The sequence below is a fragment of the Stieleria maiorica genome, assembly GCF_008035925.1.
In the GTDB taxonomy this organism is placed as follows: domain Bacteria; phylum Planctomycetota; class Planctomycetia; order Pirellulales; family Pirellulaceae; genus Stieleria; species Stieleria maiorica.
Genome location: NZ_CP036264.1, coordinates 7181672 through 7201871, shown reverse-complemented (window position 1 = coordinate 7201871; position 20200 = coordinate 7181672). Strand labels below are relative to the sequence as shown.

The 20200-nt window shown below is 61.5% G+C and carries 1 protein-coding gene; it reads left to right on the top strand.

All coding sequences use genetic code 11. The annotated features are described in order from the left end of the window. Window positions 1-273: 273 nt before the first annotated feature. On the top strand, window positions 274-20193 hold the full coding sequence (locus Mal15_RS24430) for a tandem-95 repeat protein (RefSeq protein WP_147870150.1): 19920 nt from the start codon (window positions 274-276) through the stop codon (window positions 20191-20193). Window positions 20194-20200: the final 7 nt, after the last annotated feature.

Below are 20200 nucleotides of genomic sequence, written 5' to 3'. Positions count from 1 at the left end.
CATGAACAAAGTTCGAGCGATTCGCCAATTGTTTGTGGCTAATCGGAATCCCCGAATTTAGACTGTGCCATCAAATTTGCCGGTATTTCGGAATTTATGGGTGACAACGGCACCATCTCGCTCGTGCCAAGTTCGCCGGATTTCATTTTTCTTATCTCGGCAACTAGTTCATTCCCCCATTTTTTCGCGTGAATCTATCGAGGCAGTCGGATCACTGGCGGCAACGATTTCACGCGGATTCGTTGGTAAATACGCACTTTCGTAGTCTGATTTATGGCCAATCGATCCTTCCCGCGTCGTTCCCGTTCGAATCTCTTTCGCGACCCGTCACGCCCAAAACTGTCCAGCAGCCGGTTGAAATCACGGGGCGTCCAGTTGGAAACGCTGGAGAAACGCGAGCTGCTGGCGGCTGAAATTGCCCACGCGATCTTCGCCCCCGACACCCCCCAGGACGTGGTCGAACAATGGGAATCGCGATTGGCTCCCAACGGCATCGACGCGTTGGCCGATCCGATCCTGCGCGGTTCACGCTGGACGACCAGTGCGTTGGATTCGTCGACCAATTTCGGCGACCCGATGACGCTGACCTGGGGGATCGTGCCCGACGGGACCACGATTTCGAACCCCGGCGGTGGGAATGAAGGCAGCAGCGATGTCGTCGCATTCATGGACAGCATCTACGGCGGATCGGCCGAACCGGTGATCGCCAATAAACCCTGGTTCCCGATCTTTGAGAACATCTACGACCTGTGGGCCGACGAAACCGGCCTGAACTTCGTTTACGAACCCAACGACGACGGTGCCGATCTGGCGTCGGCGAGTACCGCTGCCGCCGGCGTGGTCGGCGTCCGCGCCGACATGCGTATTGGCGGACGCTTCATCGACGGCGATTCCGGTATTCTGGCGTTCAACTACTATCCCGACAGCGGCGGAGTTGCCGGGTTCGACGGCGACATGGTCATCGACACCGGCGACAACTTCTATCTGCTGAACAACGATGGCCCCAGCGGAACCAACACGGCGCTGACGAACGTTTTGGCACATGAGGTCGGGCACGGGCTGGGTATCGCCCACGTGCTGCCGGTCAACGGCACCAAGCTGATGGAACCGTTCGTCAACCTGTCGTTCTATGGACCGCAGGAAGACGACATCTGGAACGCGCACACGTTGTACGGTGACATCGCCGAATCAAACGATACGCTCGGCCAGGCCTCCGACCTCGGCAAGCTCCGCAATGAGCTGAGATCGGTGACCGGGCGTTCGATCGACGAAACACAAGACGTCGATCTGTATCGATTCGAAACCCTGGTGACGACGGAACTGTCGATCGATTTGAAACCCACCGGCAGCCGTTACAACGCCGGCGACCAGACCGGACAAATCCCCGTGGTCCCGGTCGATCGTCGCGCCGAAGCCAACCTCAGCTTCCGCGTCCTGGATGCCTCGGGCGTCGAATTGATCGCCGTCGAACAGACGCCGCAGGGGTTCGATGAATCGTTGCAGGACTTTACGCTCGACCAAGCCGGTGTGTACTACATCGAGGTCACCAGCCAGTCGGGCGGGGGCACTCAGTTGTACGACATGGACGTCCGCGTCGGCCGCACCTTCACCTTCCAGCCCGATGACGGTCGGCTGCGACTTCAAAGTGTCAATCCCAACGCGGGAGACCTATTCAGCCGCGACGAATTGAACGTCGAATTTACCGCGCCGACCGAATTGAAGTTCCGCTTTACCGGCGATTCGGCCGTCAATCCCAGCACCTTGGCCGACGGCATCCGAATCAGCTATGCCGGGATCGACGAAATCAGCGGAACGCCCGACGACGTGGTGATCACGCCGGGATTCCTGGGCTTTGACGAAAACTCCAGCATCGTCGTCGCCCGCTTTGCCGAACCGCTCCGCGACGGCCAATATCGCATCGAAGTCTTTGGCGAAGGCGTCCCGGTCAGCGAAGGCAGCCCGCTGCGCGCCGCCGACGGATCTTCGTTTGTGCCGTTCGAAAACGGATCGGACCGCGACACTTACGATTTCGACTTGGAACTCGGCGCCCGCGTGCTCTCGGTCGTGCCCCAGCCGGTCAAGCGTGACGCTCAGGGAAAACTCAGCCCACAGCGCAACAAGATCGAAGTCTATTTTGACGACAACGATCTGTTCAAATCCGAAGACCCCAACGATCCCGGTACGCTGACGCTCAAGCGGCCTGAGTTCTATCAGCTGATTCGCACGGCGGACACCGCGTCGCCCAGCGACGACCACGCGGTGTTGCCGACGACCGTCGAAGTCCAAGAGTTCGAAACCCAACGCGTCGCCGATCCCAACAGCCCCTCCGGTTTCAGCGACGTCCAAGTCCGCGTCAATCGTGTGGTGTTGTCGTTCGATACCAATTTCGACAACGTCGCCGACGACAGCGACGACCTGGCCGATCTGCCCGGCAGCGGCGCATTCCGGATCAAGGTCGGCAGCAGCGCGCCGGTCCGTGTCGCCTCGGAGGTCTCCAGCCGCGTCACCACCGTCACCACTCCGCCGGAAGTCGGTGACACCGTCAGCTCGGCTTTCGATCTGGGACTGTTCGGGACCGATCCGGGTGCCGGCAACCCGTACACGTTCTCGATCACCAGTTCGATTCGTGGTACGGGGTCGCCCTTTGATTACCCCGGCGCGATCGGCGAACCGGGCGACCGTGATATCAGCGAACAACACCACTTCTTTCCGCCCAACCTCAGTCCCGACACCGGTGCCGGGATCGAAGTGAAGTTTTACAACTTCGCCGAAACGCGGGCCTATGGCGTGTTGGACGACGGGCGCGAAGTGTTCACGACCATCAACCCCGAGCAGAAACAGCGGATCCGCGAAGCGTTCGCGCTGCACAGCCAGTATTCCGGGATCCAATTCATCGAAACCGTCGACCAGGGATTGCAGGTCGTCGTCGGTGATCTTTCGCCGGTCGGAGCCTCCAGTGGCGGAGGCACCTTGGGCGTTTACAGTCCCGGAAGGCTCAGCACCTTCAATCGCGACACGGTGATCATGGATGCCGCCAAACCGTGGTACAACGGTTTCGGCCGCGACGCCAACCCGATCGATTCGTTTTTCGAAGTCGCCCTGCACGAACTCGGCCACGCGATCGGCTTGGGGCACAACTACGAACTCGACTCGGGGACCATCATGGATTTCCCCGGGACGGTGACCGACTTTGTCTACCCCGGCAAACACGACATCGTCCACCTGCAACACCTGTATCGTCCTGACAACCGGGACGTCGACTTTTACGAATTCGATGTGCCTGCGGGCCAGCGTGGCACGATCAATGCCGAAACACTCGCCGAACGCTCTCAAGCGGGCAGCCAGCTGAACACCGTGTTGTCGTTGTACAAACGCGTCGGATCGGAGATCATGCTGCTCTCGTCCAACGATGATTCCTTCGGCACCGACTCGTTCCTGAAATACGACGTCAACGAAGGGAAATACTTCATCGCGGTCACCAGCAAGGGGAACGAAGACCTGGACCCGACCGTCGCCGGAACCGGTGGCGGCGGCGATACCGAAGGCACCTATGATCTGCGGCTGAAATTTACCCCGGAAGAAGTCACGATCGTCGACGCGGCCGGTTCGGCCATCGACGGAGATGCCGATGGCGTCGCTGGCGGCGCGTTTAATTTCTGGTTCCGCGCCCACGACGAATCGCGAACGATCTATGTCGATGCCGCCGCCCAAGTCGGCGGATCGGGGACCAGCGCCAGCCCGCTTCGCGAAATCGATGACGCAATCACACTGGCCCAACAGCGGCAAATCAGTTCCGGCCAGGGGCAAACCGTCCGGATCGTCGGCAACGCCGGTGCGGACCAGGAAGTCGGTTACGCCGGCAACAACTTCGCCGGCGCGGGAGACAACCTGGCCTATGAGATCGGCCGCATCGCGTCGTTGGGCGAAACGCTGGACGACGGTCGCGATCTGATTGTCCCCAAGGGCGTCAACGTGATGATCGACGCCGGGTCGATTTTCAAAATGCAGGCCAGCCGCATCGCCGTGGGCAGCAACGAAGGCGGCACCGATGCCTCCGGAGCGTCGATCCAAGTGTTGGGCGTGCCCCACTTGCCCGTGTTCTTCACCAGCTACAACGACGACGGCGTCGGACTGGAAGTCAGCCCGTTGCAACTCGATCCCGCGGCCGGTGACTGGGGCGGTGTGGATCTTCGCAACGACATCGACCGGGCCGAAGGCCGCACCGAACTGGAACGCGAGGGCATCTTTTTGAACTCGGTCACCGGTGCCGACATGCGATTCGGCGGTGGCGTCGTCAACGTCAACGGCAGCCTTTCGGCGATCGCACCGATTCAACTCAATTCGGCTCGACCGACGTTGATCAACAACACGATCACCGAAGCTGGGTCGGCGGCGATTTCGGCCGATCCGTCCAGTTTCGAAGAGACGAACTTCGTCACGCCTTTCTACCAACGCGGCGATCTGTACACGCCCGATTATTCGCGGATCGGGCCGGTCATGTACCGCAACAACGTGACCGACAACGCGGTCAACGGCGTGCTGATTCGAATCGACACCGATCCCGGCGGAAAACTGGAACCCCTGTTCGTCTCGGCCCGATTCGACGACACGGAACTGGTCCACGTCTTGGGCGACGATCTGGTGATCAACGGCAACCCGACCGGGACCCGGCTTCAAGAACAAGCCACCGCGCCGGTCGTGACCACCCTGCAATCGGTTGCCACTCCGGTCGGTCGCACCGGATTGACCTCCGGAACCTATGAATACGTCGTCAGCTTTGTCGATCGCTTCGGCAACGAAAGTCTGCCGTCCGCCCCGACCCGCCAGGTCACTCTGGCCAGCAACGGTCGGTCGGTCCGTTTGTCGGACATTCCCGCCGCGACGTCCAACTACATCTCGCGACGACTGTACCGCCGTGAAATCGGCAGCGGTTCGGCGTTCGGGTTGGTGGCCGAACTCGATCGCACTGCACCCAACTTCACCGACTCCGCTGCGACTTCCGGTGTGCCCCCGTTGAGCACCAGTCAACTGATTTCGCAGCCCGATGGCCGGCTGACGATCGATCCGGCGATCGTCGTCAAAAGCGAAGGGGTTCGAATCGAAACCGGTTTCGGCGCGGACCTGATCGCCGAAGGTGTCCTGGGGCGTCCGGTCATCTTCACCAGTCGCGATGACGACCGGTTCGGCACCGGCGGAACGTTCGACTCGCTCAACGACGGTGACACCAGCGGATCGGCCGCGGACTGGGCCGGCATCTACGCCGGACCGACCTCGCGGATCAGCCTGGATCACGCCCGCATCGCCTACGCCGGCGGGACATCGACGATCGAGGGAACCAGCAGCGCGTTCAACACGTTGCAGATCTACCAAGCCGAAGCCCGCGTCGCGCACACGATCTTTGAAGAAAACGCTTCGGGCGTCGGCGGCACCGATCCGTTCCGAACCGGACGCATGCCGAACACTCCGGCCATCATCTTCGTCAACGGTGCCGAACCGATCCTGGTCGACAACACCTTCCAAGGAACGGTGGGCAACAACGTTCCGGTCATCAGCGTGAACCTGAATGACTTGAACGCAAAAATCATCGAGGACACCGGCCGCCAAACCGGCAACGTGGATCGCTACAGCAGCGACGGCGGCAACCACGGCCCCTTGGTCCGCGGCAACACGCTGGAGGCCAGCGGGATCGCCGGCATGGTCGTCCGCGGCGGGCTGCTGGCTACCGCCGGCGTCTGGGACGACACCGACATCGTGCACGTCGTCGACGGAAACGTCACCGACAGCAATCAACACACCTATGGCGGGCTTCGATTACAAAGCCGGTTCGACGAAAGCTTGGTCGTCAAATTCATGGATCAGGACACCGGCCTGATCGCGACCGGCAAAGCCCTTGATATCCAAACGCGAATCGGCGGCACCCTGCACATCATCGGCCAACCGGACTATCCGGTCGTCTTGACCACGCTTGATGACGATACGATCGGCGCAGGATTCGATCCGTCCGGCGCGCCGCTGACCGACACCGGCGGTGACGGCCCGACCACGGGCTCACCGGGTGCCTGGCAAGGCATCCAGTTGCTTGAACTGAGCAACGATCGCAACGTCGAAACGATCAAAGAAGCTGAAACGTTGGTCAGCGTCGGCGGCGACCTGAACGGCGACCCATCGAGCGCCCAAGTGCTCGGGCAGTTGGCCTCCGGTGAACACGAAAGCAACGATGTGCTGCGACTCGGTTATTCGATTCATGGTTCGATCTCCACCCCCAGCGATCTGGACGTCTATTCGTTCCGCGCCACCGCGGGCACCCAAATCTGGCTGGACATCGATCGCACCGCCGACACACTCGATTCGGTGATCGAATTGATCGGCGACGATGGAACCGTGCTTGCCGCCAGCGATAACAGCGTGACCGAAACCGGCAGCGTGTTCTTCGCGGGCGGCATCGCCGAACCGATGCGTCAAAGCCTGTACTCCAAACTCAATTCCAACGGTTCTTACAAGGACCTTTACACGCTCAATCCACTCGATGCGGGCATGCGATTGCGATTGCCCGGCAACCTGGGTGCCGAGCGGGAATACTTCCTGCGGGTCCGCAGCAATCAGCAGACCACGGGGATCTACCAACTGCAGATCCGCCTGAACGAAGACGACGACTTCGCCGGTTCGACGGTGCGTCACGCCGAAATTCGCTATGCCGAAACGGGGATCGAAACCCGCGGACTGCCGTTCCATTCGCCGCTGACCGGCGAAGGCAGCCACGACGGCAACACGATCAACCTGGGCAACATCGCCGAAAGCGATCGCGGCACGATCAGCCTGTCGGGCAATCTGTCCAACCCGGGCGATTTCGATCGCTACCAGTTCAGTCTTTCACGAGCGTTTTTGAACCAGTCCGGTAACGGCGCCAACATCGCGGTCACGTTTGACGTCGACTATGCCGACAACCTCGGCCGACCGAACACCTCGTTGTTCCTGTACCGGGTCAGCGGCAACAACCGCACCTTGGTAATGTCCTCATTCGACTCCAACGTGCTTTCCGATCAGGCCTCGCCGCTGGAGGGAACCGACTTGGACGATCTTGGACGCGGATCAGCCGGGCACCAGGATCCGTTCCTGGGAACGGTCGAACTGGAAGGCGGTGACTACGAGGTCGTGGTCGTCAACAACGCTCGGATCCCCGAAAACCTGCGATTCCAATTCGACCAGAATCCGCTCGCAGGCGGCAATCCGCTGGCGCGCATCGAGCCGGTCAATTCGACGATCCGAATCTCGGCCGACCGCTTCGGCGGCCCCACGCCGGATGTCGTCACCGCGGCGAATCCGAAGCAAGTCGTCTTTGCCGATGAATCCAACGAAGTGGCGTTCACGCTCGGCGACGTCGACCTGATGGTGCTGCGCAACGACACCAACAACCAAACCCAGTTGGAATCGTTCAACGCACTGTCCGGTGATTCCAACGGCCTGTATCACGACGGTCAGGTATCGCTCGGCGAGATCAACGCACGGCCGAGTGGTCAATTGTTGGCCTACGCAGGTCCCCAAAACGGATTCGAAACCGACGCCAACACCGCCGCGGCCTACTTCATCGATCCGGCCACCGGCGGCCAGACGACGCTGGCCGGCACCGGATTGGCAACCCACGAAGGGGCGCTCGACAACCAAGGCAACCCGACCGTCGACGTCGCGATCACCAACGGCAACACCCGCAACGGCGACGGCATGTTGGTCACCGCCATCGCCGATCCGGCGGTCGGTTCGACCACCGCCGATCTGTTCATCGTCGCCCGCCGAGGAAACAACACCAACGCGTTTACGGGCGTCTTGGTCGACGGCGCCGGCGACGCCATCGCCCTGGTGCCGGGCGTCCCGGCCAACAACTGGGTCTACCGTGTGGACCAAGACACCGGCGCGGTGATCAACGCGGGCGGGCCTGGGCAAGCCGACCGCGGTGGCGATGCGCGCGGCACCGGTGCGGGTACCCAGAAGATCGAAATCGGACGCATCGGCACCACCGTCGATACCGACGACATCGTGGGCACCGCGTTCGGTCGCGACGGCAACCTGTACGCGTTCTCCCAGTCCGGCGAAATCATTCGGGTCACCGCGGGAGAACTCGGTAACAACCCGACGCCCCGCAACGTCAACACCATCGGGACCGTCTACGGCACCCTCGGCTTCGGCAATCTGGTGTCCGCCTCGCCGGCCCCGACCAGCATCGCGGGCTACGAAGATGTCATCATCCTGGTCGATAACACCGGTCGATTGATCGCCTACGATCCGGTCGCCAACGCCACCGTCGAAGTGCTTTCGCGAAGCCGCAGTGCGATCGCCAGCGACATCGCCGGTCCGCGGTCGTTGACCTTCAGCCAATACGACCAAAACCTCTGGCACGTCACCACCAACCGCCAAAACGATGCCGGACACATCGGCGGCGGCAGCCTGTACTTCGGGAATGCCAACGGCACCCCGAACGCCGGAACCTACAACACCGGGTCCAACGCCCACGGGCAACTCGAAAGCGACGCCTTCGATCTTTCCGAGTACGACCAGAACGACCAGCCGATGCTGTACTTCTCGTATCTGCTCAGCACCGAAGACCTGGAAGCCCTCAACAACGTCAACAGCGTCGCGCGCGATTCGCTGCGTGTCTTCGTCTCCAGCGAAGAAAACCGCCAGTGGACGATGGTGGCCACCAACAACACCGCCCAAGCAGGAACCTACAATGACCCGGGGCTGAATCCGCCTCCGACACAACAGTACGACGAGTTTGACGTCGCCATCAACGGTTACCGTGATGAAAACGGCAAGGGCTACGTCGCCCGCCGACTGTACGACAACGTCGACACCAACGGCGACAACAATCTGGAATGGGTTCAAGCCCGTATCCCGCTGGCACCTTGGGCCGGGCAGCGCGACGTCCGCATCCGGTTCGATTTCAACACCGCCGGTGAAACCGAACGCTTCGTGACGGACCTGCGTGCGGTCGAAGCCCACGTGATCATGGATGCCCCCGGCGACCGCGCATTCACCCTGCGTCATGATCGTGACGGGGTCGAACAAACGTTTGAATTCGATCTCGGAACCGTCATCCAAGCCCCGTCCGGCGCGGCAATCAATCTCGGCGACCAACTGTTCTTCGACGGCCTGCAGTACACCTTCACGACGTCCGCGACACCGGGACCGCGCGAAATCAGATTCGCTCCCACCATGTCGGCCGCCGATGTCGCCAACAGCATCATCGCGGCGATCGCATTCGATGGAATCAATGCAACGCGTGACCCCAGCCACGACTCGCGTTTTTCGGTCAGCTCCTTCAACTTCACCGCATCGACGTTCAATCTGCGGACCTTCATGCGGGTCGAAACGCCGGGCGTCGCCTTCGGCAACGTCCCCGTTCCGATTGCGATCAACGCCAGCGTCACCGATGTCCAACTGGCGATGCAGACCGCGATCGCCGAAGCGTTCAATCAGGGGACGAGCGTCCCGGCCGACACCACACCGTATCAACTTTATCGTGACTCTGTCCGGATGCACGGCTTCACGACGGTCAACGGCGGCGTGCTGGGCGTGTTCCAGAATGAAGGCACCGCCAACGGCACCTCCGTCCACGACGCTGGCGTTTACCCCAACGGGTCAGAATTAAACAACTACGCCAACAGCCAGTACGGCGGCGATGTGGCAAGCAAACGCGTGCCACTGGTCCGAGGCGAACGGGCCGACAACAACAATTTCGAAGGCGTCTACCTGGACGACATCATCATCGGTTTCGCCGAACGCGGCGAAGTCGTCACCGACGCCAGCACGTTGGCCGATGTGCAGTTGGTCGACAACCCGTTCCACGAGGCGACCACGGGCACGCTCGGCGGATTTGTCGATCAAGTCGACTCGGGCGAATTCCAGCTGAACATCCGCCTGTCGCACGAATACGCTGAACCGTTCTTGGGAGGCACCCAGCCTCCGACCCTGTCCTTCGACACCAACGATGTCCTCGGTGAATCGGTGTCGTTGCAATTCGGAACGGTCGCCGATCCGCTCAGCGGCGGCGATATCCCCGACGGAACGCTGATCTTCATCGCCGACGAGCGACGTCAGTTGGTCTTCGAATTTGACAACAACGACTTCGGGTCCAGCAACGATGTCACGCCTGGCAATATCCCGGTGACTTACGAGAGCACCTTCACCGCCACGCAAATCGCGGCGGCACTGGTCGATGCAATCAACGATCCGAACGTGCAAGCGGACTTTGACGTCTTCGCCACGATGTCCGATGGGACGATCAACAGCGACAGCGGGCTGCGGGTCTTCCTGGAAGGCCCCGTCGCGGCCGATCTTCAGGGCGGAGCCAATTTCGCCCCCACATTGCCGGACTTGAGGGTCCGCATCTATGGCGGCGAACCCGATCCGGTTTACATCGCCAGTCCGCTCACGACTCTGGACGATGTTCCGCTCGGTTTTGACGGCGGCGACTCGAACAGTTTCCGCGACCAGGGTCAAATCATCCTGAAGAACAACGTCATCGTCGACAGCAGCAACTACGGGATCGACATCGACGCCGGACCCCGCCGCGCCGATCTGCCGTCTCCCGGCGCGTCCCAAGCTTACACGACCAACAACCCCGACGACCTGGTCCCCGGCGTCGTCGTTCTCAACAGCGTCCTGATCGACAACGCAAACGCCGGCATCCGACTCGGCGGCGACACCGTTGCGATCTCCAACGCCCCGAACCAATTCGCCCGCATCATCAACAACACCATCGTCGGCGGCCAAAACGGCGTGTTGATCACCGAAGGCGCATCGCCGACGTTGATCAACAACGCCATCGCGAATGCCAACGGCGCGGCGATCCAGGGCAACGGTGCCGGCGCCGTGGAGATCTTTGCGACGTTGTTCCTCGGCAACGGCAACACGGTCAATCCCGCCGGTATCGGACTCGGGGCATTCCCGGTGATTGCCGCTGCCGGCGACCCGGTGTTCGTCGACATCGATGGACGTGATCTGTACCCCGAATTCTTGTCGTTGTTGATCGACAATTCCGTCGGTGCGGTCAACGACCGTTTGGAACTTGCGGCTTTGCGAACCTCGCTCGGCTTGGCCGAATCGCCGATCATCGCGCCGGTCCGCGACATCACCGGCCAACCGCGTGCCGCCGCCCCCAACAACAACGGCGGCGGTACCGGCAACAACATCTTCATCGACATCGGTGCGTTTGACCGCAGCGATTTGATCGGACCGTTCGCGACCCTGATCGATCCTCTGGACAACGGCTCGATCGACGCCGACGTCTCCGAGAGCTTTGTGCGAGTGATCTCGGGCACCTTGGACCGATTCGAAATCCAGCTCTTGGACGAGCGCGGCGTCGGACTCGATGACACATCGGTCGCCGCGGAAAAGTTGAACCTGTCCCAAGACGGACGTTTGCTGATCGAGGGCGTCGACTACATCTTCGGATTCTCGGCGACCAACAATACGATCCTGTTGACCCCGATCACGGGAATCTGGAACCCGAACTCGGCCTACGAAATCACGCTCAACAATCGTGACCGGCTGGTCGCGGCCGCCCCCAGCGGCGCGGGCGTCGTCGACGGGGACCAATTGCCGATCACCGACGCCGACGGTAACACCGTGACGTTCGAATTCGACTCCGGATTCGTGCTCAGCCCGACCGGCAATCCGATCGTCGATGGCGACACGCTGGTGTATCGCGCCGGCAACGCGGTGGTGCAGTTTGAATTCAACGACACCGACCTGCCCGTCGCACCGACGCATCCGGCGACCTCGGTCGTGATCAATTTCTCGGCCGCCGACACGCCCGAACAGATCGCCGCCAACATCGCCACCGCGTTCAAGAACGTCTCGTTTCTGAATTTGGACACGGCCCGTGATTTGGAAGGTGACCGCGTTTATTTGGGCGGTCAGGGAGGCGACATTTTGACCGTCAACTCCGCCGGTCTGGCGCTCAGCGGATCGGCCGGCGTTTCTGCGGGGGCGGTCGCGATTCCGTTTCTGCCCAGCAACACGTTTGCCGCCGAGACCATGGCCGGCACCATCATCGCCCGAATCGTCGCCAGCAATCTGAACATCAATGGGTTCACCCCCGGCGGCGGTTTGGTCTATCTGGAAGGTGTCGGACGCAACCCCGATTCCACACCGGCATTCTCCGGTTTGCCGTTCACGGAAGTCTCTGCGATCGACGACAAAGCCGGCAACTCGCTGGAGCCGAATCGAAACAACCGCGAAACCCAGTTCACCATCCTGATGCCGGGCGTCCGCTTGGATTTCGGCGATGCGTTCATCACCGGGTCGCGAACGTACCCGACGACGTTGGCCCAAAACGGTGCCCGGCATACGATCGGAACCGAATTGTCGCCACGTCTGGGCAGCGTGACCGATTCGGAAACCGATTCCGCACTGCTTGACGACGCCGTGGTCAACATCAATTCGGTCGTCGGAAGCGGCGGATTGAGCGGAACGCTCGGCGGCAACGTCGCGACCATCACGGTGATCGCCCCCGCATCGGGTGACACACTGCGGGTGGATGTCGGTGGCGCCGTCCGAACCTATGAATTGGTTCTGGCAACCCAATCGCCTCAGCTTGATCATGTCCCGGTGTTGTTCATCCCTGGTGAACCGGACATGAACACCGCCGAACGACTGGCCAAGGCGGTTTCGGAAGACTTGGAAGCGATCGATCCGTTGGTCGAGATCGAATACGAGCGTCAGACGACGTCGTTCACGATCGCATCACTTGACGACGAAGAAGGTGTGCTGGTCGGTTCGGTCGATGCCGGCGGCGGACCGGTCGACGGCCTGTTCTTGGACGTGGACGGATCGGTACTCGGGTTCCTCAATCCGCTCTCGCCCGGCGGCACCGAGGCGATCGTCAACACCACCGGCAACGGCTTGCTGGACGCCTGGGTCGACTTCAACGGCGACGGTGATTTCCAGGATCCGGGCGAAAAAGTGCTCAGCAATCAGGCGGTGCTCGACGGCACCAACCGCATCACGATTCATTCGATCTCCGATCCCGCGATCCTGAACGGCAGCGATGTCGCCACGACGTGGATGCGATTCCGAATCAGCAACACCGGCAATTCGACCACCAACGGCGTCGTGATCGGCGGCGAGGTCGAGGACTATCGCGTGCTGATCAGCAATGCGATGCTGCCCACCCCGATCGACGACCAAGCCCCCAACACGCCGGAAGACACCGCGGTCGAAATCGTCGGCGCCGATTTGCTGACCAACGATTTGGCCAACGGCGTCAGCCCGCTGGGGATCGAAATCGAACAGAACGTCGTCAACGGAACGTTGGTCTACAACAACGATCCCCAGGACCCGCGTTGGATCTACACCCCCGATCGCGATTTTTATGGCAACGAAACCTTCACGTATCGCCTGACCGGAACACTGGTCGTCGACGGACAAACGCTGCCGGTGCGCAGCAGCACCGCAGCGACGGTGACGATCACCGTCGTGCCCGTCAACGATCAGCCCCAAGCGGCCGATCACAATCAATTCCAAGTCGATGAACCGGTCGATGCCGGCGCAACCTCGCTGAATCTGACCAGCCAGGACCTGTTGATCGGTGCGGTCCCCAAACTCCCACTCACCCCGCTCGAAGCACAGAACCCGGGTTCGGCCCTCGTTCCGCCGTGGGACGAATCCGAACAAACCTTGACGGTCATCCAGATCGCCGTGATCGCGGCCGACGGATCGCGGCAAGATGTCGTGCCGACCGGGTCGGATCAGTTCGATCTGACCGACGGGACGTACTCCGCCGCCGCGCACGTGCCCGATGGATCCGGCGGCACGATCGCGATCGGATTGGTCACCGCGGTCGTGTCGGCGGGCGAGATCACCGACGTCCGCTTCGCACCGACGTCCAACTACAACCAAGACAACCCGGTCGTGGCGGCGGCCGATGACTTCACGTTCATCTACACCATCGCCGACGATGCCGCGACGACGCTGCCCCAGGGCGGCCAAGCGGTGCCGTTGCCGACACGACAAACCGCCGAGGCGACCGTCAGCGTCCAAGTCATTCCGCAAAACGATTCGCCGGTCGCCAACGATGATCGCATCGCCCAAGTCGCAGGCGTACGGCTGGACGAGGACGCCTTCGCGTTCCGGTTCAGCACCTCGGAGATTCTCGGCAACGACACCGCCGGACCGCCGACGGTTGCCAACCCATTTTTCTTGGGAACCGACGACGAAATCAGCGGTGCCAACATCCAGTATGTTGAACTGGTCACCCAGTTCGAACCGTTCGTCACCGTCAACCTGGGCAACGTCAACGCCGGCATCGCCGTGCACGACAATGCACTGGGCACCGGTTACGTGATGTACAGCCCGCAAAACGTCTACGCACGCTTCCCCTTCAATCCGCCGCCGGTCTTGCCGGCCGGACAAGTCAGCGACCAGATGATCGCGGTGCGTTACAACGGGTTCACTTGGCAATACAGCAACGACACCACCTGGGTCAACTTCACGCCGATCCCCGGTGACCGTCTGATCGCGGCGTTGGACTTTGACAACAACCAGATCACGGGACTGAAATATGCCGGCGGCAGCGTGGCGGGAATTCCCCAAGGCTATTACACCGACAACTCGACCGGCGAGCTGAACTTCGTCGCCGATCAATTCGGCGGCACCTTCGACGCCGGCGAGTTCACGGTCACCGGCTCGCAATTCAAACTGTCCACCGACCCGAATTTCCCGCTCGAATTCCGACCGTACGAATCGCGGTTGACCGACCAGGGCGGCTCGATCGACTACGACAGCACCACCGGCGAATTGGTTTACACCCCGGCGCCCGATTTCTATGGAATCGACACCTTCACCTACGTTATCCGCGACGTGCCGGTCGATCCGAACCAGCCGCACCAAACCTTGTACTCGGTCGGCACGGTCAGCTTGGAAGTCTATCCGGTCAACGATGCCCCGCTGGCGCAAAACCAACTGCTGACGATCGAAGAAGACCAGGCGTACACGGTGACCGCCGCCGAGCTGCTGGTCGGAGCGGTGCCGCACTTCGCCAGCCCGGCCATCGGATTCCCCCAAGACGAATCCGGACAATCGTTGAGCGTGGTTTCATTGACGGTCACCGACGCCAACAACAACACACAGATCATCACCAGCAACGGTGTCTACCAGACGGTTCACGGAACCGTCCGCGATCTGGTGTTCAACGGCGACGGCAGCATCAATCAATTCGTGTACCAGCCCAACCAGGACTTCAACGTCGACAACCCGCTGACCGGCGGCGCACGCACGTTGGATCAATTCCAATTCACGATCCAGGACAGCGACCAAGCGGTCTGGCCCGAAGGCGGAACGCGAACGGTCACACCGCAACAGAGCACCGCGACGGTCTCGTTCTTCGTCACGCCGCAAAACGACCAGCCCGACACCCAAGCCGACAAGATTTCCGCCGAACCCGGATCGGACTGGGCCAACTTCTACGGCGGCGACCCGAACCAGATCCCCGTGCCGCAAGAGGGATCGCAGAACCAAATCGTCGTTCCGCTGGAATTTTTGTTGGCCAACGACAACCTGGGACCGGCCACCGCAGGCGACGAAATCAACGGCGTCGACCCGCTCAATGACACGCCGTTCAGCCCCGAGTTCCTGCTCCAGATCTCGCTGCCGACGATGACCACCGCACTCGGTGGGTCGGTCCAGTTGGTGACCAGTCAGCAAGGCAAGTTGCAGATCCTCTATACTCCGCCGGAGGACGCGTTCGGCGTCGATACGTTCGTTTACACCGCGACCGATCGCGGTATTGATGAAGCCGGGGACGGCACCCGCGTCGTCGCGCCGCTGTCGAGCAACGGAACCGTTTCGATTCTGGTCCAGCCGACCAACGACGCCCCCGTTTCGCATGATCGCCAACTGCGTGGCGTCGAAGACACCGTCCGCACGTTCGACGCCGAGGACCTGCTAGGAATGACCGGCAGCCAGCCGACGCTGCCGATCGCTGCCAACCCGAATCGCGACCCGCTGTATGGTGAAAACGAACAGATCCCCAACCTGCGCGTGACCGCGATCATCGCCAACGGCCAGGAAATCCGCACCAGCACGGCTCCCGGAAGCCCGATTTCACTGGGACACGGAACGTTGGATCTGACCTTTGCCGGTGGTGTGTTCGTCAGCGGTGTGTACACGCCGACAACTCCGGACAACAACGAATTGATCAGCATAGACCGCTTCCAATACATCGTCGCCGACGACGGTGTGGTCGCGATCCCAGACAGCGGCGCGTTCTTCGGCGAATCCAGCGACCGGGTGGCGACGTTGCCAACCGTCGAAGGTGCCCCCAGCAACGTCACGCTGCCACTGACCCCGGTCAATGACGATCCGGTCTTCAACGAGCTTCCGGTCAACATCCTCGAACGCGACGACACCGGCAGCCCCTCGACGGTCCGCTGGGCCAACCAAATCATGGGCGGCCCGGCCACCGCGCTCGACGAACAGGGTCAGGTCGTGCACTTCCAGCTGCTCAGCTTCAACGACCCCGACGGGCTGTTCTGGAAGGCACCGAATTTGGATCGGTTCAGCGGTTCGATCGACCTGTTCCCCGATGTCGACCAATTCGGCCAAGCCACGTTTGTCGTCGGCGTGAATGATTCGCAGTACCTGCCGGGCGATCCGGCATTCCAAAACCCGCAAGTCATTCGAACGATCACGGTCAATTTGCGTCCGGTCAACGATGCCCCGCGAATCAACCCGGTCGCGATCAACGTCGCGGATACGAATCCCGAAGCCCCGACCGACGACGCCTACAGCGTCGGCCCCGATGCGACGATTTCTTACACGTTAAAAGAAAACAACGTCGACAACGATGGCAACCCGACGCCGTACGTGATCCAGCTGACCAACCCCAACTACCTCCCCTCGCAAAGCAGCGGCGACTACCAGCCGCCTGGGCTGTTGGATGTGTTCGTGGCCGGTCCGGGCAATGAGATTTCGACGGCCGTGCCGAACGCCGAAGGCGGATCACAAACGCTGTCTCTGGTCGACGTCTTCGGCAGCAACAACATCGTCAGCACCGACAAGAACGGTACGTTGGAAGCGGTCCGTGACAACCAGGGCAACATCACCTCGTTGTTGTACCGCCCGGCACCCGATTTCAACTTCAATATCGGCGGGCTGGATACCTTCCGCTACAGCGTGACCGACGACGGTGTTTCGTTCATCAATGGGCAACTGGCCAGGGACCCGCGAACGATCTTCGGCCGCGTCTCCTTCAACATCCAACCGGTCAACAGCCGACCGGTATTCGATCTGCCCGCCGATCCGCCAGAAGCGTTGGAAGATGCCGGCGTTCGAAACGTGATCGGGTTTGCCACCGGGATTCGCCCCGGTGCGGTCACCGCCACGGACGAAACCAGCCAGGGGACCAAGTTCCATGTCACGCCGACGACCTTCGACGTGTCACAGATGAGCAGTTACTTCACGCAGGCGCCGACGATCACCCGTGACGGCACACTGACGTACCGCACCGCCCCGGATGTCTTCGGCACGTTTGAATTCGAAGTCCATCTGTGTGACAACGGTTTGACAGACAGTTTGGATCCGCCCTGCGACATCGGTACGGTCGGTGCGACCGATCGTGGCGACGTGAACCGATCGGATGCCCGCACCTTTACCCTCAGCATTCTGCCGGTCAATGACGCCCCAGTCACCGGCGACGGAAACCCGCCGCCGGCGATCGTCCTGGATGAAGACACCGACATCGTGCTCGGATTCGGCGCTTCACCCGGCGGCTACGATTTGCTTGGCGCCTACGTCGGCGGCCCCGCCAACGAAGTCGTCGACACCGATTTTGCGGGCAACCCGCTGCGTGGACAAACGGTCTCGCTGGTGCAATCACAGTTCCCCGCAACGACGCAACTAGGCGTTTCGCTGCAACCGGTGATGGATGCCGGAAACAACGTCATCGGCTATCGCTACGAACCGCCGGCCAACTATGCCGGCGGCGACCAATTGGTCTATACCATCACCGACGACGGCCAAAGCGTCCGGATCGGCGCGGCCAAGGTTCCGTTTGAGGATCCGCGGACGCGTCGCGTGACCGTTCCGATCGTGGTCAATCCGATCAATGACCCGCCGGTGTCCAATGCCGACGACAACTTGGCAGGGCTGAACGTTTCGATCACCGAGGGCGATGGACTGTATGTGGACAACAATTGGATGCTGGCGGTCGCCGTCGGCCCGTTCGATGCGGTCGACGAAATCAGCAGCCAACAATTGTTGCCCCCGGTTCTGACGGTCAACAGCAGCGAGCTGAGCTTCACGATCCCGCCGACCGTCCAGCTCAGCGGGGACAAGGTTTCGCTGCGATTCGAAGCCGACGAAAACGCGTTCGGACTGGCCGAATACGTGATCACGTTGACCGATGACGGCGGCACGCCGGGCATCACCGGTGACGACGAAAGCACCAGCTACACATTCACGATTGCGATCGAAGGCGTCAACGACCCGCCAACCTTCGACGCATCGGATAGCATCTCGGTGATGGAAGACAGCCCGGCATACAGCCAACCGTGGGCGACCAACATCGATGTCGGACCGAGAGAAACGACCCAGTCGATCGATCGATTCGAAGTCTCTATTCCCGCCGGCTTGGAAGACTTGTTCAGCGTCCTGCCCACGGTTTCGACCAACGGCATCCTCTCCTTCACCCCCGCACCGGATGCGGCCGGACGCGTGGTCTTGAGTGTCGTGGCAGTCGATTCCGACGGAGGCCGAAGTGCCGCGCACGACTTGACGATCACGATCCAAGACATCAACGACGCCCCCGACGCGGTCGATGATCCGATCACCGTCGATGAAGACAGCATCAGGATCCTGACGGTCGACGATCTGATCTCCAATGACACCGATCCGGACTTGAACAACCGCCCGCCGTATGACACCGAAGTCCTGAGCGTCTCCATGGCCGCCGACTTCATGTCCGCCGAAGGCGCACACGTCACGTTCAATGCCGCGACAGGTGTAATCGTCTACGATCCGACCACCTCGACGACGCTGGACACGTTGATGCCCGGCCAATCGATGCTCGACACCTTCACCTACACCCTCAGCGATGGCGAAGAAACCGACACCGCGGTGGTGACGCTGACCGTGACGGGAACCAATGACGCGCCGCGTTTGGGCGATGACGCGTTTGACGTCGCGCCCGACCAGCCCACCGTGCTGCCGATCCTGGCCAACGACATCGATGTCGACGGAACGATCGATCCGTCCAGCATCATCATCACCACCCAGCCCACCCGGGGTGCGTTGGAAGTCGACGCCGTGACCGGCAGAGTCACGTACACGCCGCTGCAGGGTTTCCGCGGAACCGATCAGTTCCAGTACACCGTCGCAGACCTTGGCGGTCAGCAGAGCGAACAGGCCACGGTCAACTTGCGAATCGGTTCCGCCCCGGTGACCCAGCCGATCTTCACCGGCACCGCGATCAACCTGCCGCTGACCATTGCGGCCCTGGATGACGTCGCCGGTCAGCCCGTGCCGTCGACCATGACCGTGGTCACGCCGCCGACCAATGGCACCGCACAGCTGATGTCCAACGGCGACATTCACTACACGCCGGGGGCAAACTTCACCGGCAAAGACACGATCGTCTTCACCGTGGCCGACCCGGCCGGTTTTGTCAGCGGTGAAACGATGATCGACATCACCGTCGTCAACAGCACGCTGCAAAACCCGGTGAAGTTCAAGGATGTCAATGCCAACGGCGAAGTCACTCCGCTGGACGCGCTGCTGGTGATCAACCGCCTGGGCGTCGCCGGCGGCAGTGGCAGTATCCCGGTGATGTCGTCCGATCGCGGTCCCAATTTCTATGACGCCAACGGTGACCTGATCATCTCCTCCAGCGACGCGTTGTCGGTGATCAACGAACTGGCCCTGCAAGGCAACCCGGTGGCCGGCGAAGGCGAAGCGGCGGCAACGGCCGACGCCGTGACATCGCTCAGCGACCAGATCGACGCGGTGCCGACGGCCGACACCATCGATGCCGAAAACGGACCGTTGACCGCCCCGCTGGCCGTCGACAAAGTCGTCTCCTCCCAGGTGCTCACCCCCGTCGACGCCCAATTGATCGACACGATCACCGCCGACGACAAGGATGAGGACGACGAAGACACCTTGCGCGCGATCGACGAAGCGTTGGCCGGCCTGCTGGACTAACCTCCGT

Bases quoted from the DNA above. Each gene is read 5' to 3' on its own strand.
- Mal15_RS24430 (WP_147870150.1), top strand. From the start codon at position 274: ATGGCCAATCGATCCTTCCCGCGTCGTTCCCGTTCGAATCTCTTTCGC.